This window comes from candidate division Zixibacteria bacterium HGW-Zixibacteria-1, assembly GCA_002838945.1.
GTDB lineage: Bacteria > Zixibacteria > MSB-5A5 > GN15 > PGXB01 > PGXB01.
This window is the reverse complement of the sequence record PGXB01000010.1, coordinates 60,343-87,093: the sequence shown is the minus strand read 5'-3', so window position 1 is coordinate 87,093 and position 26,751 is coordinate 60,343. Positions and strand designations below refer to the sequence as shown.

General features: G+C 50.2%; 8 protein-coding genes. 7 read left to right on the top strand and 1 reads right to left on the bottom strand.

Features of this window, described 5'->3' with window-relative positions; genetic code table 11:
- Positions 1-8 precede the first annotated feature (8 nt).
- From CVT49_05895 to ggt, 7 genes are all read left to right on the top strand, one after another.
- Positions 9-8,477 (top strand): hypothetical protein, encoded by an 8,469-nt coding sequence (locus tag CVT49_05895; GenBank protein ID PKK83957.1) that lies wholly within the window; start codon positions 9-11, stop codon positions 8,475-8,477.
- 18 nt (positions 8,478-8,495) lie between these two features.
- Positions 8,496-13,202, top strand: a complete 4,707-nt coding sequence (locus CVT49_05890) for a hypothetical protein (GenBank protein PKK83956.1) — start codon at positions 8,496-8,498, stop codon at positions 13,200-13,202.
- A gap of 537 nt (positions 13,203-13,739) precedes the next feature.
- Positions 13,740-17,180, top strand: a complete 3,441-nt coding sequence (locus tag CVT49_05885) for a hypothetical protein (protein ID PKK83955.1) — start codon at positions 13,740-13,742, stop codon at positions 17,178-17,180.
- 339 nt (positions 17,181-17,519) lie between these two features.
- Positions 17,520-19,934: a hypothetical protein gene (locus CVT49_05880; protein ID PKK83954.1), complete on the top strand. Its 2,415-nt coding sequence runs from the start codon at positions 17,520-17,522 to the stop codon at positions 19,932-19,934.
- Positions 19,935-20,259: 325 nt separating this feature from the next.
- On the top strand, positions 20,260-21,198 hold the full coding sequence (locus CVT49_05875) for a hypothetical protein (GenBank protein PKK83953.1): 939 nt from the start codon (positions 20,260-20,262) through the stop codon (positions 21,196-21,198).
- Positions 21,199-21,567: 369 nt separating this feature from the next.
- Positions 21,568-23,754, top strand: coding sequence for a hypothetical protein (locus CVT49_05870; protein ID PKK83952.1), 2,187 nt, complete (start codon positions 21,568-21,570; stop codon positions 23,752-23,754).
- A gap of 38 nt (positions 23,755-23,792) precedes the next feature.
- On the top strand, positions 23,793-25,502 hold the full coding sequence (ggt, locus tag CVT49_05865; GenBank protein ID PKK83951.1) for a gamma-glutamyltransferase: 1,710 nt from the start codon (positions 23,793-23,795) through the stop codon (positions 25,500-25,502).
- 7 nt (positions 25,503-25,509) lie between these two features.
- On the opposite strand, the gene CVT49_05860 is transcribed toward ggt, so the two are convergent.
- Positions 25,510-26,679 (bottom strand): hypothetical protein, encoded by a 1,170-nt coding sequence (locus CVT49_05860; protein PKK83950.1) that lies wholly within the window; start codon positions 26,677-26,679, stop codon positions 25,510-25,512.
- Positions 26,680-26,751: the final 72 nt, after the last annotated feature.

Below are 26,751 nucleotides of genomic sequence, written 5' to 3'. Positions count from 1 at the left end.
CATATACAGTGACATTTTATGCCACGGATGATTCTTCAGCCGTCGATTCCGAAGTTGTATCGATAACCGTCAACCAGGTTAATTTAGTACCGGTTCTGGCTTCGATCGGCTCCAAGAATACCGGCGCGACGTTCACGTCAACCGGGACCGGCACCGAGACATTCGACTGGACGCCTGATTTCACTCAGGCCGGGCCATATACAGTTACTTTCTATGCGACGGATGATTCTTCAGCCGTTGATTCCGAAGTCGTGACGATCACGGTCAACCAGATAAATCAGCCGCCCGTTCTTGCCGCAATTGGCTCCCAGTCAACAACTGAGGGGATCAATCTTAATTTTGGCATCAGTGTCAGCGATATTGACGGCACTATTGCCGTGCTGACCCATACGACCTTACCGGGCGGCGCCACTTTCAGTGACAATGGCAATAATACCGGCACATTCAATTGGACACCGACATATTTGCAGTCCGGGAATTACTCCGTGACCTTCTATGCGACGGATGATTCTTCAGCCGTTGATTCCGAAGTCGTAAGCATTACAGTCATTGACGGCGGCAATCAGGCTCCGGTGCTGACATTGATCGGAACACAGTCCACGATCGAAAATGTTAATTTGAATTTTGTGATTTCCGCTACCGATATAGAATCAACTCCAATATTGACAACTTCAACTTTGCCGGCCGGCGCCGCTTTCAATGACAATGGCAATGGCACCGGCACCGGCACCTTCGATTGGAACCCGACCTTCCTGCAGTCCGGCCCATACACGGTCACCTTCTATGCGACCGATGATTCATTGGCGGTAGATTCGGAAATCGTTACGATAAATATTATAGAGGCCGGCAATCAGCTTCCAGTACTGGCGGCAATCGGCTTTAAGTCGGCACCCGAAAGTGTCAATCTTAGTTTTGGTGTTTCGGCCACCGATATTGAGTCCATTCCGAGCCTAAGTACATCGTCATTGCCGGATGGTGCCGGATTTACCGATAATCATGACGGTACCGGTGTTTTTAGCTGGACGCCCAACTTCACGCAGTCCGGTGTTTACATCGTCAAGTTTTATGCGACTGATGATTCACTGGCCATTGATTCGGAAGCTGTGACCATCCAGGTCTTCAACAGTAATCAGGCACCGGTTCTGGCGACAATCGGTTCCAAATCGATTAACGAAGGTGCAAACCTGAATTTTGCCGTAAGCGCCACCGACCCCAACGGGACCATCCCGATAATTACAAGTTCGGCCTTACCGAGCGGCGCCACCTTTACGAGTGCCGGCGGTGGAACCGGGACCTTTAACTGGACACCGGACTTCACCCAGTCGGGTACATATTCGGTTACTTTCTATGCGACTGATGATTCATCAGCGGTTGACTCGGAAGTTGTCTCTATTACGGTGAATCAGGTCAATCTGCCGCCGATTCTGGCGGCGATCGGCAGTCGATCCACGACCGAAAATATAAATCTCAATTTTGCGGTGAGTGCTTCCGATTCTGATGGTGACATACCGGCATTGACTACATCGTCTCTTCCGACCGGCGCCGGCTTTACCGATAACGGTGATGGTACCGGGACATTCAACTGGACCCCGACTTTCCTGCAATCAGGGCCATACACGGTTACGTTCTATGCCACCGATGATTCTTCTGCGGTTGATTCGGAAATCGTAACGATAAATATCATCGAAGCCGGCAACCAGTTGCCGATTCTGGCCGCGATCGGCCCGAAATCGGCCGATGAAAATGTTAATATCAATTTCACGGTCAGCGCCACCGATATAGAATCGACTCCGACTATAACCACTTCCCTGCTTCCTACCGGCGCGACAATTACGGCTGCCGGAACGGGCACCGAGACATTTAACTGGACACCCGATTTTGGGCAGTCCGGAATTTATAATATTACATTTTATGCCGCCGATGATTCTACCGCGGTTGATTCCGAGGTGGTTACATTTACCATTAATCAGGTCAATCTCCCGCCGGTTCTGGCGGCGATTGGAAATAAAATTGTTGACGAAGGCGTCAATCTGAATTTCACCGTCTCGGCCACCGATCCGGATGGTACAATTCCGACTCTGACGACATCGGCGCTCCCGTCCGGTGCAACATTCAGCAGCACGGGCACAGGAACCGAGACATTCATCTGGACACCTGATTTCACCCAAGCGGGGCCATATTCGATCACATTCTATGCAACTGATGATTCGCTCGTCGTCGATTCGGAAGTAATATCCATAACCGTCAATCAGGTTAACCTCCCGCCGGTTCTGGCCGCGATCGGCCCAAGATCAGTTACCGAAGGGGTCAATCTGAGTTTTGGTATTTCGGCCGGTGATGCCGATGGTTTCATACCGGTATTGACAAGTTCCTCATTACCTTCTGGTGCATCATTCAGTGATAATGGAAACGGCACCGGCACCTTCGGCTGGACACCGGTCTTCAATCAGTCCGGTATATATACCGTTACATTCTATGCGACCGATGATTCTTTGGCGGTTGATTCCGAAGTTGTGACGATAACCGTCGTTGAGGCCGGCAACCAGACTCCGGTGCTGGCCGCAGTCGGGAATAAATTTATCAGTGAAGGTGTCAACCTGAATTTCAATGTTTCCGCGACCGATGCGGATTCGACAACCCCGGCATTGACAACCTCGGCTCTGCCTTCCGGCGCCGGCTTTACCGATAACGGCAACGGCACCGCCAATTTCACCTGGACGCCCAACTTTACGCAGGCAGGCGCTTATAGCGTGACATTCTATGCCTCGGATGGTGTTGCCACCGATTCCGAGCAGATATACATAAACGTTTTTGAAACCGGCAACCAGGCTCCGGTCTGGACGACCATCGGCAATCGGTCAACCACCGAGGGCGTCAATCTTAATTTTGGCGTCACCGCGTCCGATCCCGATGGAACCAATCCGGTTATGACGACGACGGCGCTGCCTTCCGGCGCAACGTTTGTGGACAATCATAACGGCACCGGTACATTTAACTGGACACCCGGATTTACGCAATCAGGATCGTACAATATTTCCTTCTATGCCACCGATGGTGTCTATTCCGATACCGATTTGGTAACCATTACCGTCAACGAAGCCGGTAATCAGACACCGGTTCTGGCCGCTATCGGCCCGAAATCAACGACGGAAAATGTGAACCTCAGTTTTGGTGTCTCAGCGAGTGATGCCGATTTGACCATCCCGCATCTGACAACGTCTTCGTTGCCCATCGGGGCCGTCTTTACTGATAATAATAATGGGACCGGAAGCTTCAGCTGGATACCGACCTTCCTCCAGTCCGGCATCTATAGTGTAACCTTCTATGCTACCGACGATACCGCGGCGGTCGATTCCGAAGTGGTCACGATTACTGTTAATGACGGCGGCAACCAATTGCCGATTCTGGCGGCGATTGGAGCGCGGTCCACAAATGAAAATACCAATTTGAACTTTATAATTTCCGCTACCGATATAGAATCAACCCCGAGTCTGACGACATCGACTCTACCTGCTGGTGCCGTTTTTGTCGATAATGGAAATGGCACAGGTGCCTTCAACTGGACACCGACCTTCCTGCAGTCCGGTACTTATGATGTTACCTTCTACGCCACCGATGACTCGCTGGCGGTTGACTCGGAGAAAATCACGATTTCGGTCAATGAAGCGGGCAATCAGCTGCCGATTCTGGCCGCAATCGGAACCCAGACAACTACCGAAAATGTCAATCTAAGTTTTGGCGTATCGGCCACTGATATTGAATCGACCCCGGCTTTGACAACATCGACCCTTCCGACCGGAGCCGGTTTCACCGACAATGGCAATGGCACAGGTGCCTTCACCTGGACGCCGACCTTCCTCCAGTCCGGTATTTACAATGTTACCTTCTATTCGACCGATGACTCGCTGGCCGTGGATTCCGAAGAAGTTACCATAACCGTGACTGAATTCGGCAACCAGTTACCGGTTCTGGCCGCAATCGGTGACCGATCAACAACCGAGAATGTGAATCTGAACTTTGGTATTTCAGCCAGTGATATAGAATCGACTCCGGCTTTGACAACGTCGATCCTTCCGGCCGGTGCTGGATTCACCGATAATGGCAATGGCACCGGATCATTTACCTGGACGCCGACTTTCCTGCAATCAGGAGCATATGATGTCACTTTCTATGCGACCGATGATTCGCTGGCGGTCGATTCGGAAACCATTACCGTTACCGTGATCGAAGCGGGCAATCAGCTGCCGATCCTGGCCGCGATTGGTGCGCAGTCAACCACCGAAAATATAAATCTGAGTTTTGGTATATCCGCCACCGATATAGAATCGACTCCGACTTTGACGACATCGGCACTTCCTGCCGGCGCTGGATTCACCGATAATGGCAATGGCACAGGTGCCTTCAGTTGGACACCGACCTTCCTCCAGTCCGGTATTTATAATGTTACCTTCTATGCCACCGATGACTCGCTGGCGGTTGATTCGGAAACAATTACAATCAATGTCATCGAAGCGGGCAACCAGTTACCGATACTGGCCGCAATCGGGGCGCAGTCAACAACCGAAAATATCAATTTGAGTTTTGGTGTCTCAGGCACCGATATAGAATCAATCCCGACTTTGACGACCTCGGCACTTCCTGCCGGAGCCGCTTTTGTCGATAATGGAAATGGCACAGGAACCTTCGACTGGACGCCGACCTTCTTGCAGTCCGGCACTTATGATGTTACCTTCTATGCCACCGATGACTCGCTTGCGGTCGATTCGGAGACAATTACCGTTACCGTGATCGAAGCGGGCAATCAGCTGCCGATCCTGGCCGCGATTGGTGCGCAGTCAACCACCGAAAATATAAATCTGAGTTTTGGCATATCCGCCACAGATATAGAATCAACTCCGATCCTGACCACGTCGGCACTTCCTGCCGGCGCCGCCTTCGTCGATAATGGAAATGGCACAGGTGCCTTCGACTGGACACCGACCTTCCTGCAGTCGGGCACTTATTTTGTGACCTTCTATGCGACGGATGATTCCTCGGCTGTTGATTCGGAAGTGGTGACCATTAATGTTACCGAATTCGGCAACCAGTTGCCGATTCTGGCGACTATCGGGAATAAATCGACCACCGAGAATGTCAATTTGAATTTTGGTATCTCCGCTACTGATATAGAGTCAGTACCTGCTTTGATGACATCGGCGCTTCCTGCCGGTGCCGGCTTTGTCGATAATGGAAATGGCACAGGGTCGTTTGACTGGACGCCGACCTTCCTCCAGTCCGGTATTTACAATGTTACCTTCTATGCCACCGATGACTCGCTGGCGGTTGATTCGGAAACAATTACAATCAATGTCATCGAAGCGGGCAACCAGTTGCCGATACTGGCCGCAATCGGGGCGCAGTCAACTACCGAAAATGTCAATTTGAGTTTTGGTGTCTCAGGCACCGATATAGAATCAATCCCGACTTTGACGACCTCGGCACTTCCCGCCGGCGCCGCCTTTGTCGATAATGGAAATGGCACAGGTGCCTTCGACTGGACGCCGACCTTCCTGCAGTCCGGCACTTATGATGTCACCTTCTATGCTACCGATGACTCGCTGGCGGTTGATTCCGAAACTATTACCATTACCGTTATTGATGGCGGCAACCAGTTGCCGATTCTGACCGCGATCGGTGCGCAGTCAACGACTGAAAATATAAACTTGAATTTTAGCGTATCTGCCACCGATATAGAGTCAATCCCAACCCTGACCACATCGGCTCTGCCGACCGGCGCCGCCTTTGTCGATAATGCAAATGGCACAGGTGCCTTCAGCTGGACCCCGACCTATCTGCAGACCGGTATTTACATGGTGACTTTCTATGCCACCGATGATTCGCTGGCGGTTGATTCGGAAACGATAACAATAACCGTAATTGAAGCCGGCAACCAGTTGCCGATTCTGGCGGCAATCGGGTCGCAGACAACGACGGAAAATGTCAATCTGGCCTTCGGCATCTCGGCCACTGACATCGAATCGACTCCGACCCTGACAACATCGGCACTTCCTGCCGGCGCCGCCTTTGTCAATAATGGAAATAGCACCGGTGCCTTCGACTGGACACCGACCTTCCTGCAGTCGGGCACGTATTTCGTGACCTTCTATGCGACTGATGATTCATCGGCCGTTGATTCGGAAGTGGTAACCATCACCGTCAATGACGGCGGCAACCAGTTGCCGATTTTGACCGCAATAGGTTCGCAATCAACAAATGAAAATGTTAATTTAAGCTTTGGTGTTTCCGCCACCGATATAGAATCGATTCCGACCCTGACGACCTCGGCACTTCCTGCCGGCGCCGCCTTTGTCGATAATGGAAATGGCACAGGTGCCTTCGACTGGACGCCGACCTTCCTGCAGTCCGGTACATATGATGTCACTTTCTATGCCACCGATGACTCGCTGGCGGTCGATTCGGAGACGATTACCATCACGGTTATCGAGGGCGGCAACCAGTTGCCGATTCTGGCGTCAATCGGTGCGCAATCGACGACTGAAAATATAAACTTGAATTTTAGCGTATCTGCCACCGATATAGAGTCAATCCCAACCCTGACAACTTCGACGCTTCCGGTTGGCGCCGGCTTTACCGACAACAGTAACGGCACCGGTACCTTTAACTGGACGCCGACCTTCCTGCAGTCGGGCACTTATGATGTCACTTTCTATGCCACCGATGATTCGCTGGCAGTTGATTCGGAAACGATAACAATAACCGTAATTGAAGCCGGCAACCAGTTGCCGATTCTGGCGACAATCGGTTCGCAGACAACGACCGAAGATGTTAATTTGAATTTTGGTATCTCTGCGACGGATATAGAGTCAATACCGGTTCTGACTACATCAACTCTGCCGCTCGGCGCCGGTTTTGTCGATAACGGCAACGGCACCGGAACCTTCGACTGGACGCCGCTGTTCACACAGGCCGGCCTTTACAGTGTTACCTTCTATGCCACCGATGATTCATCAGCGGTTGACTCCGAGGTTGTCAGCATAACCGTGAGCGATGCCGGCAACCAGGCGCCGGTCCTCAGTCCGATCGGGCCGAAAGTTATCGATGAAAATGTTAATCTCAATTTTGGTGTCTCGGCGGTCGATGCCGACAGCACGTTCCCGGCTTTGAGCACGTCAACCTTGCCGTTCGGCGCGGTCTTTACCGATAACAATGACGGCACCGGCGTCTTCGACTGGACACCTGACTATACGCAATCAGGAATCTATGATATAACCTTCTATGCCGATGACGGCATTGCGATTGACAGCGAGCTTGTGACCATTACGGTCAATCATGTCAATCTGCCGCCGGTGGCCAGTGCCGGACCGGATCAGTTCGATGTCTATGTCAATTCGACCGTCTTCCTCGACGGCAACAACTCGAGCGACTTCGACTCCGACCCGCTGACATACAGCTGGGTGCAGGTGAGTGGCGCCTCGGTGACCCTGTCCGACCCGACCAATCCGTCACCGAGCTTTATGCCGCCGATGCCGGACAGCTACCTGTTCGAGCTGACGGTTTATGACGGCGCCCTGTTCTCGCTGCCGGATACGGTCTTGGTGACGGCCATCAATGCTTCGCCGCCCCAGGCCATATCTGATCTGGCCGCGGTGATTAATGCCGATGCCATCGATCTGTCATGGAGCGAAATAACGCTTGACACCGACGGTATCCCCACGACGGTCGCCGGATATATAATCTATCGCGATACGACGGCCTATTTCACACCGGAGCCAGCCGACTCTATCGGTACCACCGATCCGTTGACTTTAACCTTTACCGACTTTAATATTAACGGGGTCAATGTCGTCGGCGATACCTTGCATCAATATTTCTATGTCGTGGTGGCCTTCGACATTTACGGAAACAGATCGGATGTTTCCAACCGTGTCGGCGAGTATGATTATCAGATCATTGTCACGGCGACGACCGATTTCAATTTGGTTTGCGTTCCTTTCGAGAATACCGGCATCACCAACGCCGTTCAGTTGATTACGGCCATTGGCAGCAGCAATGTCAATACGGTCAATAATTATCAGAGCGCTTCGCAAAATTTCGAGTCGCGCTTTGCAGCCGGCTTTGGTGTCAATTTCGCGGTTGTTCCGGGCGGTGTTTATCAGGTCAACGCCGCCGCGGCGACAATCTTCTCCGTGGCCGGTTCTGTCCCTGCCCCGGGAAGCATCAGCTATTCACTGGTGACGACGTCGACAACCGACTTCAGCTTCCTGTCGATACCGTTTGACAGGGAGGCCGATTTTATGAGGGCGCAGGATGTGCTGAATAATTTACCAGGAAGTTTCAATACGCTTAATAGATATATTGCGGGCTCGCAGAGTTATGAATCACGCTTTGCGGCCGGATTCGGAGTCAATTTCCCGGTCAAGCCGGGCAAACCGTATCAGGCCAATGCCGCGCAAGTTGACGTTTTTCCCGGACCATAGGAAGAGGAAAGGAGAAAAATGATGATGAATAAAATAGTTTTTTACATATCTGGAGGTGCCGACGTGCATTTCAAAAAGTCAAAACGCAAAATACCAAAGTGGCTATATCTGCTGTTGGTTATGTTACTTCTATATTCATCTTCAGCCTTTGCGCAGGGGTCCATATTCGGAACGGTGGCCAATTCCAATGCGACAACCCCGGTCAACGGCGAAGTCAATTTCTATGGATTTCTCGGTGATACCGATGAAGAAGTTCGCCTTGAAACTTCCATCGGTGCGGGCTATGACGCCGGCAACTGGTTCGATGATTTCCAGAATTATTTGACCGAGGCCCCCGGGATTCCATACGATTATTATTTCTATAATGTTGCCAACGGCGAAGGAGCAGTCTTATCCAAACTGATACCCAATAACTCCTTCCAGCAGGAAAATATAACCCTTGGTCCGGTAACCTGGCCGGTAAGACCGACCGGTTTGGCCGGGAGAGCTGTTTCCGGCTCGTCGGTGATAGTCACCTGGAACCATATGGCAGGGCAGACATATCATGTCTACCGCAGGCCCTCGACCTCAAGCGGCTCGTTCTTCAGAATCGACGCTCCATCCGGTTCACTGGCTAATCCCGGGACTGCCGACAGTTTCTTTGTCGATAATACCGTCAACGGCACCGACAGTTACACCTATATGGTAATTGCGCAGAATGGTTCGGGCATTCTCGGCCCGCATTCCGACCTGATGACCGTCAACTCCGCTCTGGTCGAACCACCGAACGTGGCATCAGTCATTCCCAGTTCCGGTTCCTATGTCGGCGGCACGGCCGTAACGATTAACGGAAGCAATTTCGATATCAACGGCGCTGCAGTAGCTATCGGCGGAGCTTCACTGGTTTCGACCGTGGTGGTTTCGCCTTATCGGATCACCGGTATCACACCGCCCGGAACAGCCGGACTGGCGGACATCGTCGTCACCAATACCGCATCAGGGCTTCCTTCCTCGCCGCTGGTCAGCGGATACACTTATTTGGCTAATTCGGCGCCGGTCCTGACTGCTATCGGCCCGCGGAATGTTGTTGAGGCGGTTAATTTAAATTTCACTGTGACTGCGACTGATTCCGATAGCGATCCGCTGATTATCTATACCTCCGCCCTGCCGGGTGCGGCCACGTTTATTGACAACGGCAATGGAACCGGGACCTTCGACTGGACGCCCGGATTCACCGAGGCCGGAGTATACCCTGTGACATTCTATGTTACCGATAATATCGATACTGTCTCTGAGCTGGTTGACATAACCGTTACCGATGCCGGCAATCAGCCGCCGGTGCTCGCGGCCATCGGCCCGCGGTCGGTTGTCGAAGGTGGGAATTTGAACTTCGCCATCAGCGCCACCGATCCTGATGGAATTCCGCCGTCATTGTCAGCCACCGATGTTCCGACCAATGCCACCTTCACCGATAACGGCGATGGTACCGGTGTCTTTGACTTCAATCCCGACCTCACTCAGGCCGGAACGTATTCCGTCACCTTTAAGGCTTTCGACGGCGCTTTAGTCGATTCGGAAGTCGTTCAGATAGATGTTGTTACTACCAACCAGCCGCCGGTTCTGGCCGCAATCGGACCTCGCGCAACCGATGAGCAGGTCAATCTCAATTTCGCGGTTACGGCGACAGATGGCGATAGCGATCCTCTGGTCTTGTCCACTTCGGCGCTGCCGGGAACCGCTACCTTTATCGATAACGGCGACGGCACTGGCACCTTCGACTGGACACCGGGATTCACCGAAGCCGGCCTCTATCCGGTGACATTCTATGTTTCTGATAATATTGATATTGATTCCGAGTTAGTTAATATAACGGTCAATGATGCCGGCAATCAGGTGCCGGTTCTGGTCGCCATCGGCGCGAAGTTTGTGTCTGAGGGCGGCAACCTGACATTTAATGTCAGCGCGACCGATCCTGATGGTACCATCCCCGGGCTTATTGCCGAATCGATACCGACCAATGGCGGTTTCGTGGACAATGGCGACGGCACCGGGACCTTTACCTTTGATCCCAACTTCAATCAGGCCGGCGTTTACAATGTCCTGTTCTATGCCTCCGATGGCTCTCTGGCCGACTCGGAACTGGTCGCGATCAGTGTTACCGAATCGGGCAACCAGCCGCCGGTTATGAGCATTGTCAATGACACGACTATTTTCGAGGGTGATTCGCTGGTAATAGTGGTTACGGCTACCGATCCCGATGGTTCCGGCGTGAATCTTACGGCCAACACCACCATGTTAAATTACAACTTTGTTGACAGCGGTAATGGTGTCGCTGTTTTCCGCTATCATGCCACTTATCTCGATGCCGGCCAGGATACGATCTGGTTTGCGGCCTTTGATTTCCAAAGTCCTCCGGCCGTATCCACCAATGAGGTGCTGGTAACTATTACCGATGTCAACCGGCCGCCGGTTATTGAACCGGCCGGGCCTTTTGGTGTGGTGGTCGATGAAACGCTGACCTTTACAATTACTGCTTCCGACTCCACCGATCCGGTCGCCGCTCATCGACTCTTCCTGACGGCTGTCGGCACGCCCGCCCATGCCAGTTTTGTCGATCATGCCAATAACACCGGAACCTTTACTTTTACACCTGATTCGACTCAAACCGGCGTCATCAGTGTGACCTTTATTGCTACCGACATGGGTGCCCCGCAGCTGACGGCGACTCTGCCGGTAACGATCACCATCGTTCTGGAGAACCGCCCGCCGGTCCTGGTGGTAGGCAGTGCCTTCACTGTCTGGGAAGGCGGAACTCTCGACATTCCGGTCTCGGCGACCGACCCCGACGGCGGCTTCCCGCAATTGAGTGTTTCAAAGGCTCCGGCCAATTCGTCATTCGTCGATAATGGCGACGGCACCGGGATGTTTACCTTTAGTCCCGCCTACACTCAGGCCGGGCTTTATGGAATCGTCGTCCAGGCCTATGACGGCATTGACGTCACCAAGAAAAATGTTCTGATTCAGGTTTATGAAGCGGGCAACCAGGAACCGGTTATTGATCCGATTACAAGCCCGAATGTCGTCGAAACGGATACCATGACAATTGCCATCAATGCGACTGATCCCGATGGCACGATACCGACTCTGACAGTTGATTCGCTGCCCACATTTGCAACCTTTACCAACCATGGTGACGGCACGGGAAGTATCTTCATTCAGCCCGGTTTTACCGATTCCGGAACCTATAATGTATATATAATGGCCGCCGATGCCGAGTTCGTCGATACCATCATTGTTGTTATTGTCATTACCGATGCCGGCCCGCAGCCGCCATCATTGACACCGGTGAGCGCCATTACCGGCTCTGAGAATTCCGTGATTACTTTCAATGTCACTTCTTCGGACGTGGATATGGTTCCGCCGACATTGACTGCCAGCGGGCTCCCGACCGGGGCGACATTCACCGACAACGGCGATTTTACAGGAAGATTCAACTGGACCACGAGCTATTATACTGCCGGAAATTATACCGTCAAAATAGTCGCTACCGATTCGGATGATCCCGGTTTGCAGGATTCTATATTTGTTAGTATTACGGTTACCGATTTGAATCAACCTCCGCTGATTGCGATTGACCCTGATATTTTGACTTATAATATTTTTGAGGGTGATGTCATTAGTATAACCGTGCTGACTCTGGATCGTGACAGCACTATTCCAAGTGTTGGCGTGTATACGTCAACTTCGACATATGTGACAAACATGACATTTGTCGACAATGGTAACGGGACCGGATCCTTCAGTTTTGCGCCCGATTATACTCAGGGAAATTCGTCGAATCCTGTCATTCCCGTGATCTACTATATTGCATTTATGGCAGTTGATGAGATATACACTGCGGATACTACCGTAATTGATCCTGTAAAAATAAATGTATTTAACAGGAACCAAAAGCCGGTGCTTCAGGTCCAGTACCTGGGATCGACTCTGACAGGCGACACTCTTAATTTCTCCGTCCTCGAGGGCGGTACGCTTACTTTCGAAGTCATCTCGTCCGATCCTGACGGTGGCCTGCCGGCGCTTCGTGGCGAAAACCTGCCGGTCAATTCCTATTTTACCGGTATCTTTGTCTATCGCAAAACCTTCCAATTCTATCCCAATTTCACCCAGGCCGGTATCTATAATGTCAGATTTATTGCCTCGGATGGTGTTTCCGAAGATACCCTGGTGGGCCATATAACGGTGGTCGAGGCCGGCAATCAGGCGCCGATCTTCATGGCCGAACTGCCGGATACCATCGTGACCGTGGTCGATTTCACACATGTCGATGTCCTTCATGCGATGGATCCCGAGGGCGGGTCATGTACATTCTCCATCGATAACCTGATTCCATACGCTACATTTGTCGATTCCGGCAACGGGACCGCCGCCTTCACTTTTGTTCCCAATATGACTCAGACCGGGACCTCATACACGGTCAATTTCACCGTTACCGATAACCTTGGCGGAAGCAATGTTATGACTGCCACTTACAGGGTAATTCAGACCTTGCGCGGTGACGCCAATACCGACAATCTGCTAAATCTGATGGATGTTTTGTTTATTATTAACTACTTGTACAAGGCCGGAGATGCGCCGGTTTCCAGTGAGGCGGCCGATGCCAATTATGACACTGCTCTCAACCTGCTGGATGCCATTTATCTGGTGAATTACTTCTACAAATCGGGGCCGCCTCCGCCGCAATAATTTAGTATATAAGACCTCTTTACTTCCGGACCGTCCGCATCTGCGGGCGGTCTTTTTTTTGGCCCAAAAGACAGATTCTTTATTGGGGAAAAAGAATTAATACCTTGACAAAAGAACCACTTCTGATTATTTTAATGTTGCTACAAGGGTTTTTGGAATTATAGACAAATTTGACTGTACGACGGTTTTACCCGTATAGCCTCACTTGCTGTACACTCGTTAAGTGATTTAATGTATTGTAAACATCTGACGCTATAATTATATGCTGGGCAATATCTTAATTTATGCTTCAGCATATCGAAACGGGAACGTATTGGTTAATGTGACCAATGATAATTGCACAATAAATGTAGTTGGTTATTGTCATAAACGTCTATGTGTTCTTTGAGGAGGTGAGATCCGGGAAAATAAGTTCTTTTTGTAAAAATTTTCTGTTCGGGATTCAATCTCGAAATCGTTTTGAAAAAATCCAAAAATGCCTTGAGGAATTTAGGGATTCAATTGGGAATTTGTAAAAAATTTGAAAGGAGCAAGAACATGACAAGGAATCTTTGGACGATTCTTTTCCTCTCCTTGTTGATCTTTGCTTTGCTGTCCGTTACTGCCTTCGGTATGCACGAGTCCAAGAAGAATCATGGTCCCAAACTGACACCGGCCAGTTCGCTTCCGAAGTACAAACTGGCAGGGGCCGAGAGAGATCTGGATTATGTTTATAATCCCGGCGGAACCCAGTCTCTGGGTTTTGATGAGGTTAATGCGGCCTCTCCGGGTAAGGTGGTTGGTTATACGACTTATGACTATCAGTCCAACGGTCGTATGAACCGCCAGGTCGATTGGCGTGGCACCGAAATGGTTCATTTTGCCTGGATGAAGTCACTGACCCGCATCCTGGGTGATGACCGCGGTACCGGCTATGAAGCTTGGGACGACCAGACCGGTGATTTTTCACAGGCCGGCGTCGGCGGCGGTTGCGATATTCATCCTCGCCTTGGACAGGGCATCAACTATTCCGGATATGTCGGACTTGATGTCGGTACGACCGGAAAGGTTAATATCAGCAACCATCACGAAGAGGGCGCTGGCTACTCATCGACTCTCTGGTATGACTTTTTCCCGGGCGGCTGTTTCTTCTCACCGCATAAGAGCCGCATTCCGGATTCATTTTATGCCTATCCTGCTTTGGAGCACACCGGCGATCCGGAATATATCTGGCCGAACCATGAATATCATGTTTTTGGCGGCGATACGGTAACCCATCTTATTGCCCAGCAGGGTAATACCCAGGGTTCCAGCGGTATCGCTTATTTCCGCAGAGTCGGCAGCGATACTCTGGGTGCCTGGTCATATCCTCCGATGATGGTCGATACCGTTGATGACCTCGGTGAAATAGTGACTGCTTCACGCGTCAGCGGCAAAGTCTGTCTGGTCTGGATTGCCAACCTTCCCGCTGTCACCGGTGGCGGCGAGTCGGTCACCCGCGGCAGCCAGAGAGAAAATGATATTTATTATATGACTTCAACCAACATGGGCGCCTCCTGGGGTTCCAAGATCAATATCACCAAGAGTGACTCTTCGGTGGTTGGATGGCGCGCGCATTGCGACTTGTCAGCCTTGATCGGCACCGATGACAAATTGCATGTTATCTGGGACGCTTTCGCATGGTCACCGGTCAATGGCGGCAGTTTCCAGGGCTGGCCGACAGCCGGCCGTCTTTGGCATTGGGACGAGACCACCGATGAAAAGCGTACCATCAAGGATTTCTCGAGTTGGGCTCCTCCGGAAGATGGAACCTGGTGCTATGGTGGTGCCTGGAACGAAATGTCGGTTGTCAAAATGCAATTGTCCGAATGCGACGGCAAATTCTATGCGGTATTCGTGCAGTTTAACGATTATAATGCCGGCATTTACGACGATTGTCATAAAGATGCCACCAACTTTGGTTCGGTTTCGGGAACGGCCAACGGCGAGCTCCATATCTCGGTTTCCGACAATGGCGGATATAACTGGGATATCTCCCGTAACCTGACCAATACCTATACCCCGCTCTGCGATACTACCGGGGCCGTCCTCTGCGAGGCTGACAACTGGCCGTCGATCGCAAGATTCGGTATGCAGGTTGTCTCCGGCGATTTCACCGACGCCACCATAGTTGATCCGTCGGGCGGATATACCGGAGATTATTTCCTTGATGTCTTTTATGTAAATGACAGACATCCGGGCGGGGCCGTCCAGGATAAGGCGATCTGGACCTATAACCCGTTGAAATGGTTCCGCGTTCCCTGCGTTGATCCGGTTCCGAATCCGGTGCTGTCCATTTCTCCTGCGACGATTGACGATCCCACCTGGACAAAACCGAGCATTCCGCTCGATACCGTCATTAAACTGGAGAACGTCGGTAATGCCGTGCTGCATGTGACCTCGATTTCCGCCAACTATATCACCCCCGGTTATACCGGCTGGATCAGTGTTGGCAACAGCGGCCCGCTTACCATTTCTCATCTGTCGCCCAACTTCTATGAGCTTTCCGTAACGCTTAATGCCGGCGGTGTCGTTACTACCGACGGTGTTGGTTTGGAAGGCGAACTGATTATTGATTCCGATGCGGCCGGCAAATCGCTGTTCCACTTCCCGATTTATCTGATTGTGGCCGACACCGTTCAGTTCCCGGAGAAGGCTGTCATCAGAACCGATTGCCTCAGCATTAGCATCAACAATGCCGGTAATATCGGTGACGGCGGCAATTATCCCACCGGTGGTGTCAACATGAGCTACTTCAGTGATTGCGATACCACGGCTAACGTGGCCGGGCAGGATGACAATATCAGTGTTTATCTGTATGAGGCCAGTCCGTTTATCCTGCGGATAAACCAGGCCGGTGACACCATCCTGAACTATTACATGTTCGATACCGATTGGCTTTCCAAATACGCCATGCGTCCCACTGAGGGTCTCCTTATTGATTCCACTTCTTATGCCGACTACAATTATGGTTATACCGGAAAGTACCTGACCAAAGACTCGGCCATTGGCGTCGAGGTTGAGTACTTCGCCCCGACCACTCCCGTGGACTGCGATTTCATCGTTATGAAAGAGAGATTCTATATCAACAAAGGCGGCAACCTTAACAATGTTATCATCGGCGATATCTTTGACTGGGATATTCCTTCCGATTCCGGCGTTGAAAACGGTTCCGGCTTTGATCGCGGTACCGGCACAACCAGTCGCGACCTGATGTACTGCTATGGCGCCGAATATGACGCCGACAGTATTGAAAATAACGACTGTATCCTGGCCGATCAGCGTGTCGGTGGTATGGCCTTCTATAACGGCTTTAGAGCGCCGTGGTACGAAGGTTCACCGGTTGTTTATGGCGTTGACAGTCTTGAAAATCCGGCTGGTCCGTGGTGGACTCATATCAACGATGATTGGGTCGGTCCTACCGGTGATTTTGTCGCCGGACAGCTGTACAAAAAGGTCAAAGCGATGGGCAGTTCCTGGGAAACCTGGGAAGCAACCAACCCGTCGATGGAAGATTCGCTGTATCAGGATCTGAATATGGTTTCGGTCTTCGGTACATTTAATCTTAAGACGACCGATACGCTTGTCTTCGTCAAGATTCTTGCGGCCGAGAAGAGTGGCGGTGTTTCCGACCTCCAGGCTACTATCGACAGAGCTCGCGCCTGGATCGCCGCGAGACCGGATATCTTCAGTTGGCCGAGTCGTTCAGAAGCACTGTGCTGCTGTAATCTTCCGGGCGATGCCAACAACAATGGTGCCGTCAACATTCTTGACGTAACCTATACGATCGGTTACCTTTACAAGGGTGGCAATCCTCCGCCGTGTCCGGCCGAGGCTGATGCCAACGGCAACTGCACGATTAATATTCTTGACGTGACTTATACCATTGGTTACCTGTACAAGGGCGGTGCGGCACCCAAGTGTCCGACCCCGCCATGTGCTTTGTGTACCGGTATATAGAAACGGATTACTGAATGTTGCCTTAAATCTGAATTAAAGATTTTGGCAGCAGAATTTACGCTGTAATTAAACCGGGGGGCCGCTAACAACGGCTCCCCGGGAATTTTGAACCACGCAAGAGAGACATTAAAAGGGGATCATTTTACTCGCTTGTTTTATTTGAGAGATTAAATAATTTTCCGATATAGTAACAAAGCCAAATTAGTAGAAACAACTTGATAAATCAGTTGTTAATAACAGATAGGGGTGGTTCTTTGCCGCCTTTTAAGTCGAAAATAAGTGTTTGAAATAAATTTGAAAAAATGGTGTTAAGATAGGTCTTTAACCGGAGAATTAGACATGAGGAAAAGAGCTAAGTTCCTCCCTGCCATCCTTTTAGTGACCCTCACATGTTTTCTTACAGCCGCCTCGCTTGAAGCCAGGTTCATGGATAATCAAACCGGCAACGGCGCCAAAGTTATGCCGGGACGGCTTGAAGTGCAATTCGAAACCGATGTGCTGCCCGATAAGTTGTCGGCGTCGATTGATAAAGTTGGTTTCGGAATACCAATCCTGGATAATACTCTTGAAGAGATCGAGGTCTACCAGGTAAACAGAATGTTCCCGGGACATAATGAGGACAAAGATAATTTCGGCAATGTCAATATGTCGAAATTTTATGAAATTATTTTTCCGGAAGAAAAAGACTTGCAGGCGGTTATTGATAAATTGCTGCAGAACCCTTACGTCAGAACCGCCGAACCGGTTTATATTTTACCGATCCGCGGGTGGATTCCCAATGACCCCAGTTTCAATCTTCAATGGGGCGTCAAAATAATCCAGGATACTCTTGCCTGGGGAATAGAAAAGGGCTCGGATACCGCCAAGATTGCCATAATTGACACCGGCGTTATGTTTAACCATGTCGATTTGAAAGATAATATCTGGGTCAATCCTGGTGAGGATCTTGACGGCGACATGATCGTGTTTGATGTCGATGATTCGAATATGGTCGATGACGATGGAAACGGTTATGACGACCTTATCGGATACGACTTTTTCACCGGATTCAGCGGGGCCACCTGTTATGATGCCGACTGCAGTATTCCCGATAATAAGCCGTCCGATTATGACGGGCACGGAACGCATGTGGCCGGAATTGCGGCCGCCGTAAGCAACAATGGCTACGGCGTCGCCGGTGTTGCCGGCGGCTGGGGGGGCGGCAAGGGCCCCAATGCCGGTGCCCGCATTATGTGTCTTCGGGTCGGCGGCTACGGCTACACGCCGGAGGCCGGTTATACCGGTTATGTTAACAGCGCCAACGTGGCCACCGCCATTGACTATGCCGTTACTGCCGGGGCCTGTGTCATGAACTGCAGTTTCGGCACAAGTCAGTCAACCGCCATGACCGCGGCTCTTCGTCGGGCCGACAGCGCCGGTATTCCGGTGATTCATGCGGCCGGCAATGACGGAGCCGACAATCCCGACTATTATGATACCTGGGAAGATCCTTTTGGAGCCGGCCATCCGCTGTTCATATCGGTGGCTTGGACCAACTCTGATGACAGGAAAAATACCTGGTCAAATTATGGGACGTGGGTCGATCTTTGTGCTCCAGGCACCAATATTTATAATACTTTCTGTAATTTCGGCGCGGAGACTTATGCTTCGTTAAGCGGCACTTCCATGGCCGCACCGCATGTGGCCGGTGTCGTGGCCTTAATCAAGTCGCATATGCCGGACTATGGTTATGATGAAATAATGCCCCTGATTTTGAACAATACCGATGATATGTACAGTGAACCGCTCTGGCTTCAGGGTAAACTCGGTTCGGGAAGGCTTAACGCTTACAAAGCGTTGCAAAATCTTCCCACCGCCGCTTTCAGCGCCGGACCGGTATTAAAGGGCGGAGCGCCTCTGGCGGTCGATTTTGTCGATGAGTCACCCAATTCGCCGACCACATGGAGTTGGGATTTTGGTGACGGAGGATCATCATTGGGTCAAAATCCGAGCCACACTTATTATGATTATGGTCTGAAAACCGTTTCCTTGACTGTTGACGATGCCAACGGAACCGCGACTGAAACTCAGAAAAACCTTGTCATGGTCACCGCCGACACCCTGCGGATAGCTTCCCTTTCGACCCAGCCGAATAACAGTATTGTGGTTCCGGTCTATCTGGATAACAAATATTTGAACAGCTCGATCATGTTCCCCTTCAAAATCAGGCGTCCCAATGGACAACCGCCGGCATACCCGGCATATGTCAGATTTGACTCGGCTTCCGTAGTCGGTCTGCGCACCGAGTATTTTGACCAGGTCAAAAATATCTATTTCGACCCGGTCGGCCAGCGTTTTATGATCAGCATGCTTCCCAATACCACCACTCCCGGCTCCAGTTATTTGCCGGCCGATACCGGCGTTATTTTGAAGCTGTATTTCTATATCGGAAATCCGCCCTCGAACGAAGTCTTAACCATTTCGGACACCACGCTTTCCGGACGTATTCTGGAACTGGGATCGGTGGTGAGTAATTATGTTCCGGTTAAGATTGCGGGGCAGATATCGGTTGCTGCTTGTGATCGGGGAGATGCCGACTTTAGCGGCACCATCAACATTCTTGACGTGACATTTCTAATCAATTACCTATACAAAGGCGGCCCGGCGCCCGACTTATATTGCGGCGATGCCAACGCCAGCGGAACCATGAATATTCTGGATGCGACCTATCTTATAAGTTATTTATATAAAGGCGGTCCCCCACCTCCGTTGTGATTGCCGGTTTTTACGTATTTTTTGCAGTTGATCGATTTTTTTGTTGACGGAATTTATATCAGATTGTATAATCTGTGATTAAACAGATATTGGGTAAATATGCCTAAACTATTGATGGCCAATAGAGGGAGGTGAGACAGGGACTTTATTGATAACGCTATCTTAAATTTGCTTCGCAGGGAGGCGTTTTTTAGCAATCTTTAAAATTCGATTAATCCTTTAGCGCCTCTGGTCAGTCTTTATATAATGACCGTGTTAAAGGCAAAGGTTAGTCGAAAACTTGGGTGAGGAACAAAAATAATCTGCCAACATAGGAGTTAAAAGCATGAAACGAAATTTGATGTTATTATTTGCTGTCGCGGTAATCTTTCTTTCATTTGGAGTCGCCAATGCGGCCACGACCATTACGGCGAAAGTCGAGCCTCTGATTGATGGGAAAATCGCCCTGAATGATACAATCGCCGTCAAGATTTATTTCTTTAATGATTATGGTGAGCATGCAGGCGGAAGTATTCCATTTGCTCTGTTTGAGAAAGATGGCAACCCGATGAATGTTCAGTATATCGGTACCGGAACCAAGGCTCCCATAGATTATCGGGGCTCCACGGTGACCGAGACATTTATTTCGGAGTCGGCCGCCTGGCCCGGTTACTTCAATGTTTATGACGATTACACCGGCATTGGTTGTGACGCAATCTTTCCCGATACCCTGAACTGGACCGGCGCCGGTATAGTCGCCTGGCCCATTCAGGATACTACCAATCATATTACTTTTGCGATGCAGATCCTGAACGAAGGCTTTTTCTGTATCGATTCCTGTTCCGTTCCGAATACGACTCCGGTGCTTCAAAAATTTGACTGGTTGTGGGAAGATATGGACGCATTTTTCCTTGGCGCTTCTGAAGGCCCGTCCACGCCGCTGTGCTGGGAGGTTGTCGATACCGCCGGCACCGATGTCCGCGACCTGGACAAGAATATCCTGCCGACTCAGTTTGAACTGGGCCAGAATTACCCCAACCCGTTCAACCCGACCACCCGGTTTGAATTCGCGGTTCCGGAAAAATCCAATGTCAACATCTCGGTTTTCAACATTCTCGGCCAGAAAATAACCACTCTGGTTGACGGCGAATATGCCGCGGGATATTATTCGGTGGATTGGGATTCCCGGTCAGATAATGGTAGCGAAGTCGCTTCCGGTATCTACTTCTACAAAATCGAAGCCAATAACTACACCAATACGAAGAAGTTGATGCTGATTAGATAATGATTTGATTTTGGAAATTTGACCCCCCTGCCCCATAAGGCCGGGGGGTTAATTTTTTGTACAACAATGGATTAGGTTTGATATTCTGCAGTATCTTTCATTCAGTTTGTAAACCCATTAAGAACAATGAGTTATGGTTCTTGAAAGTTTTTTAGTCCATTATGTCCTCTTTATGCAAAATTATCTCATATTTTATGATATTATACAACAAGGAGTTATCGCGTTATATTTTTATTTAAAATATATTCTGATGATATATTTTTTGACAAAAAATAAATTTTGTTGACTTATCTCTCTATTTTCATTAAGATTCAAGATAACGGGGGAAAACCCATGGATTTTGTAATTCTTTGAAGGATAAGGTGTTATATGCTTGGAGTCGCTGACAACAAATTCATAATCGGGAAGGAACAATATTATCCCTTTTCAGTGGAAATGCATTATTTCCGCGTCGATAAGAGATATTGGTCGATCTGTTTTGAGAGAATCAAAAAGGCCGGATTCAGAATTATCTCCACCTCGGTTCCATGGAATCTCCATCAGGACAACAAGCGAGATGTCGATTTTACCGGATACTCCGACCCCAGGAAGGATTTGCTTGTCTTTCTTGAATTGGCCCGAGAGTTCGGCTTTAAGGTAATTCTTCGGCCCGGGCCATGGGTATCCGCCCAGTGGCCGAACGGCGGGCTGCCGAAATTCCTTTTCTCCGATTTAAAAATCTTTGCCCGCGATGCCAAAGGCCAGGAACTGAAACTTAAGAACGATGCCGGCGTGGAAGGTGGATATTTACCCAGTTATATGCACCCGCATTTTCATCATTTCCTGACTTCCTATTTTAAGAACCTTATCGAAGCGACAAAGAATTATATTTATCCGCGCGGCCCCGTTTTTATGCTGGAGATTGATTTCGAGACATCATTCGGTCGGTATCTGGATCCCGGTTCGGCTGACTTCAACCCTGATGTCCTGGCCAAATACTATCCCGGTTTTCTGGCTTCCAGGTATGAAGATATCAAAAAGTTACGACAGGTATATAAAAGCAAGGATGAAACCTTCGAGGCGATCGAGCCGCCCAGAGTCTTCAATGATCTCGATATCCGGGATTTGCCGAAGGTTTTTGACTGGTTCCGGTTCCGCGAGTTTATGATCCGGTCATATCTGGCCCTTCTGGAAGATTTATTCAAGTCATACACGGTTGAGCCGTTATTTTTCAGGTCTCTTTATTTCCGACCGGGAGATTTTCTGCCGGCCTTTAATCTTTATTCCAAGGAACGGGAATTGGTTATTGGGACCAATGTCTTTCCGGAGGGGACCTACTTCGACCTCGTCCAGAAAGGGCGCTATTTACGCGGTGAATACGGTTTTGCCTGGGCCTCCTCGTTCACATCGGGCAAACCGGCCACTGACAAAGAATTAAAAATGGGCGATATTTCATATCCGGACGGGTTACGCCGCTTCTATTTAATCTCCGGTCTGCTCAGCGGTTTCAATGGTTTCAATCATTATATGTTTGTCGATCGCGACCACTGGCATGGGGCGCCGCTGGCCGTCGATGGAACCATCACCGGCGGTTATGAAGTCATCAAGCTCTTCAACAGCGCCATCCTTGATCTTAAACTCAATGAAATGGAAAGAGAAACCAAGGTCTGTTTTATAGGGAATAGATATTATCAGTGGATGAATCTACTTAACAATCCTCAGCAATTCACTTATGTTGAGTCATTGATGCGTGATTCTCAGGGCGGGTTGTGCCGCGACTTGATGCGCCTCAAGATCGACTATGACATCCGGGAGACCATTGACCCGGATACGCTGAAGAAATACAGTTTGGTGATCATGCCCAGCGCCGAATTTATGCCGGAGGCTCAGCAGGAGGCCATTATCGAACTGTTGAAAAGAGGCGTCAATGTCATTATGTGCGGCCTGATGCCCAAGTATGACGAAGAGTTCAAGGATTGCCCGGTTTTATCTCGACATATGAGAATCAAGACCGCTCTTGGCGGTGGCATCGACATTATTAAACTGATCCAGTTGAAAGGTATCCAGTTTACCGCCGGCTACTACGGCAACGTGCTTTCGACCGACAACAAGGTCCGGAAGCTGGCTACTCTGAGCAAGAAAAACGTGGGTGTGGCCTCATCCCGCTACAAGGGCACCCTGTATCTTTTCACATTCAATCTTGGTTCCAACTGCGACCATAACAAGATGGTCTTTCTGGAAAACCTTCTGGCCGAAAACGGCATCCAGCCATATTTGTATTGTTCCGATCCTTCGGTCGATATTTCGGTTTATAAATCGGGCAAGAAAGCGGTGCTGTTTATGGTGGCGCCGCCGGCGGGTGAATTATCGTCGATCAATGATACCTCTTCCCGCGATGTTATCGTCAGGGTGGATCTGCGTAAGCTGGGAATCGCCTCGGCCCGTCTCAAAATGACCGACCTGCTGGCGGGTGAGGGCGTGGAACCGGTGGTTATAACTTCGGACAATATGCGCAAGGGTATACCGGTGAAAATTGACTTCCCCGACGGGCGCATTTTCCTGATCGAAAAGAAATAAGGCATCTTGGCGGCTTTCGATTAAGCTTCGAGCAGATAATGAGAAAACATAGTCCTATTTTGTTTCCGGCGATTTTGCTGATTGCCGCTGTTTCATTTCTGATTTTTGCCTGCGGCATGGTGACGGTCGAGAAGTATTATCCCGACGGTGTCGTCGCAACCGCTTCACCCATCGCCACCGATATCGGCCTTGAGGTATTGAAGGAAGGCGGAAATGCTGTTGATGCCGCCGTGGCGGTCGGCTTTGCACTGGCTGTCTGTTATCCGGAAGCCGGCAATATCGGAGGCGGCGGTTTTGCGATGATTCGTGACGCCCAAACCGGCCGGATCGAAGCGCTGGACTTTCGTGAGACCGCACCCGCTGTCGCCACGAAGGAAATGTACCTTGACGAGCAGGGAAATGTCATCCCGAACAGCTCTTTGCTTGGGGCCAAGGCGGCCGGAGTGCCCGGGACGGTGGCCGGTCTTTATGAAATGTGGAAAAAATATGGCTCCCTTGACTGGTACCGCTTAATCGAGCCGGCCATAAAGCTGGCCGACACCGGTTTTCTGCTGGATGATTACTTTGCCGGCAGACTGGCCCAATATGCCCGGGATCTTTCATATTTTCCCGAAACCAAAAGCGTTTTCTTCAAGGGCGGTTCGACCCCTGCCAAAGGCGAAAAGCTGACCCAGAAAGAGCTGGCTTCGGCGCTGGAAAGAATCGGTCTTGACTCGCTCGATGGCTTTTACTCCGGGGAGACCGCCGACCTGATCGTCCAATCCATGGAAAAAAACGGGGGCATGATCAGCCATGAGGACCTGTCCGGTTATCGGCCCGTATGGCGTCAGCCGGTACATTTCAAGTTCGATTCACTTGATATCTATTCGATGCCTCCGCCTTCGTCGGGCGGCGTTATTATCGGCGAGATTCTCAAGATAATCGAGCCGTTCGATTTCTTTCAATACAGTCCCGATCATGCGGAATATATTCATCTTTTCACCGAAGCCTGCCGGCTGGCTTATGCTGACCGCGCCGTGCATCTCGGTGACCCCGCCTTTGTCGATAATCCGGTGGCGGAACTGCTGAACCCCAATTATTTGGAATCGAGACGGGCCCTGATCAATCTTCAGAGCGCGGCCAATTCCCAGGAGATTGGTTCCGGATTGCCGGATAAGTCGGTCGAATCGGAATCGACGACGCACTTTTGTATTTCCGACAAGGACGGCAATCTGGTCAGCCTGACATATACCATCAATGCCTCTTTTGGCAGCAAACTGGTCGTCGAAGGGGCCGGCTTTCTGCTCAACAATGAGATGGATGACTTCTCGATAAAACCGGGTGTGCCCAATCTGTATGGGCTGATCGGCGGCCGCGCCAATGAAATCGAACCGGGGAAGAGAATGCTTTCATCGATGTCGCCCACGATTGTGATGCTGAAGGACCGTCCTTTTCTGGCGCTCGGTGCGCCGGGCGGATCCAAAATTATCACGACTGTAGCCGAAGCGATTATAAATTTCACCCGCTTTGACCTGAATCTTCAGAAGACGGTTGAATGTCCCAGGTTCCATCATCAGTGGATGCCCGACACATTATATCTCGAGTTGGGCGGTTTTGACATTAATGTCAAACAGGATTTGATTTCGCGGGGTCATGTCATCAAAGAAATAGAGCCTTATTCCGATTTACAAATGGTTCATATTGCCGTCAACGGCTTGATGTCGGGAGCATCCGATCCGAGGAAAAACGGCCGGTCGGCCGGTTTTTAATTTATCTTCACGCAGCAGATTCGACGATTTCAGGAGGCTTGTCCTGGCTTTTCAGCATCCGGCACAGGGATATGTAGCCGGTCACGGCCGCGCCCGTTCCCAGTACAAAAGCAACAATGTAGGCAATAACTCCGAGCCCCGGAATCCTGAAGAGAATGGTCAGGATAATCAGACCCACCAGGAATTCCCAGCCCATGGCCACTTTCTTGCCCCGGGCCAGCAATCCAAAGATGAATCGCCCGATTGCGATCGATACATATATCTTGCCGACATAGAAAAGGACAAAGCCAATAAAGGAGAGTATCACGGCCAGAGGAATGCCGATAATCATCAGGCATAATACCACCGATCCCCCGATAAAGATTATTTCCGACAGAAGACCGATGGCCAGCGTCCGCCAGAATTTGTGCTCGATCTGCAGGGCGGATTCCCGTGTATGCCGGTTAAGGACCAGAATTAAAGCGAATCCCGTCAAAAGCGTCATCATGAATAAAATGGCCCGAATAATCGGCGGGAGATGGAATCCCGTGCCTTTTCCACTATTGTCTTCCTCTGATTCGATCCAATCGACACCGCCGCCGATTATGACGTCATCATCAATTTCCGCTTTGTATTTCGAGGTATATATCAACTCACCGTTTATCTGCGCGGGAGCATCGATATATATTTCATCCGCCTTTATTTCAACATCGCCGTCAATCACGCCGGTGATATATACGACCCGTGCCTTGATATCGGCATTGCCCTTGATGTTGCCTTTGATATTTATGATATCACCGCCGCAATTAAGGTCCTTTCCGACCGATGCATCGGGACTAATTTCAATATCATTGCCATAAACAAGTAAATTGCGGCCGATTACAGCGTCGATATAAACGTCATAGCCGAATATCCTGGCCGACATTTTGACATCACCGGCCTGACGCACCGTATATGCGAAAATATTGGCATTACCGGTTATAAAACCGTCGGCCTCATAATTAAAGCAAAAAGCGGACAGGTCACCATCGACAATGCCGTAAACCTCACCATAGTTGGAAAAAATATAAAGATCGTCATCAAGAGAATCGAGGCTGGAGACGACATTGGATTCTTTTGACATGAAAACGGATGCGTAAGCAGATGTCCATCCGAGGGCCAGCAGCAGGATCAATAATGTGGTCAGTTTTTTGCTCATAATGTCTCAGGGCCGTTTTCCCGGCGTTTTTTCTCCTGTATTAATCTACGTATAGAATTATAGAAGGTTGCC

Coding starts and splice junctions, on each gene's coding strand:
- CVT49_05880 (PKK83954.1), top strand. CDS start 17,520: ATGAGGAAAAGAGCTAAGTTCCTCCCTGCCATCCTTTTAGTGACCCTC.
- CVT49_05870 (PKK83952.1), top strand. CDS start 21,568: ATGCTTGGAGTCGCTGACAACAAATTCATAATCGGGAAGGAACAATAT.
- CVT49_05860 (PKK83950.1), bottom strand. CDS start 26,679: ATGAGCAAAAAACTGACCACATTATTGATCCTGCTGCTGGCCCTCGGA.
- CVT49_05885 (PKK83955.1), top strand. CDS start 13,740: ATGACAAGGAATCTTTGGACGATTCTTTTCCTCTCCTTGTTGATCTTT.
- CVT49_05890 (PKK83956.1), top strand. CDS start 8,496: ATGATGATGAATAAAATAGTTTTTTACATATCTGGAGGTGCCGACGTG.
- ggt (PKK83951.1), top strand. CDS start 23,793: ATGAGAAAACATAGTCCTATTTTGTTTCCGGCGATTTTGCTGATTGCC.
- CVT49_05875 (PKK83953.1), top strand. CDS start 20,260: ATGAAACGAAATTTGATGTTATTATTTGCTGTCGCGGTAATCTTTCTT.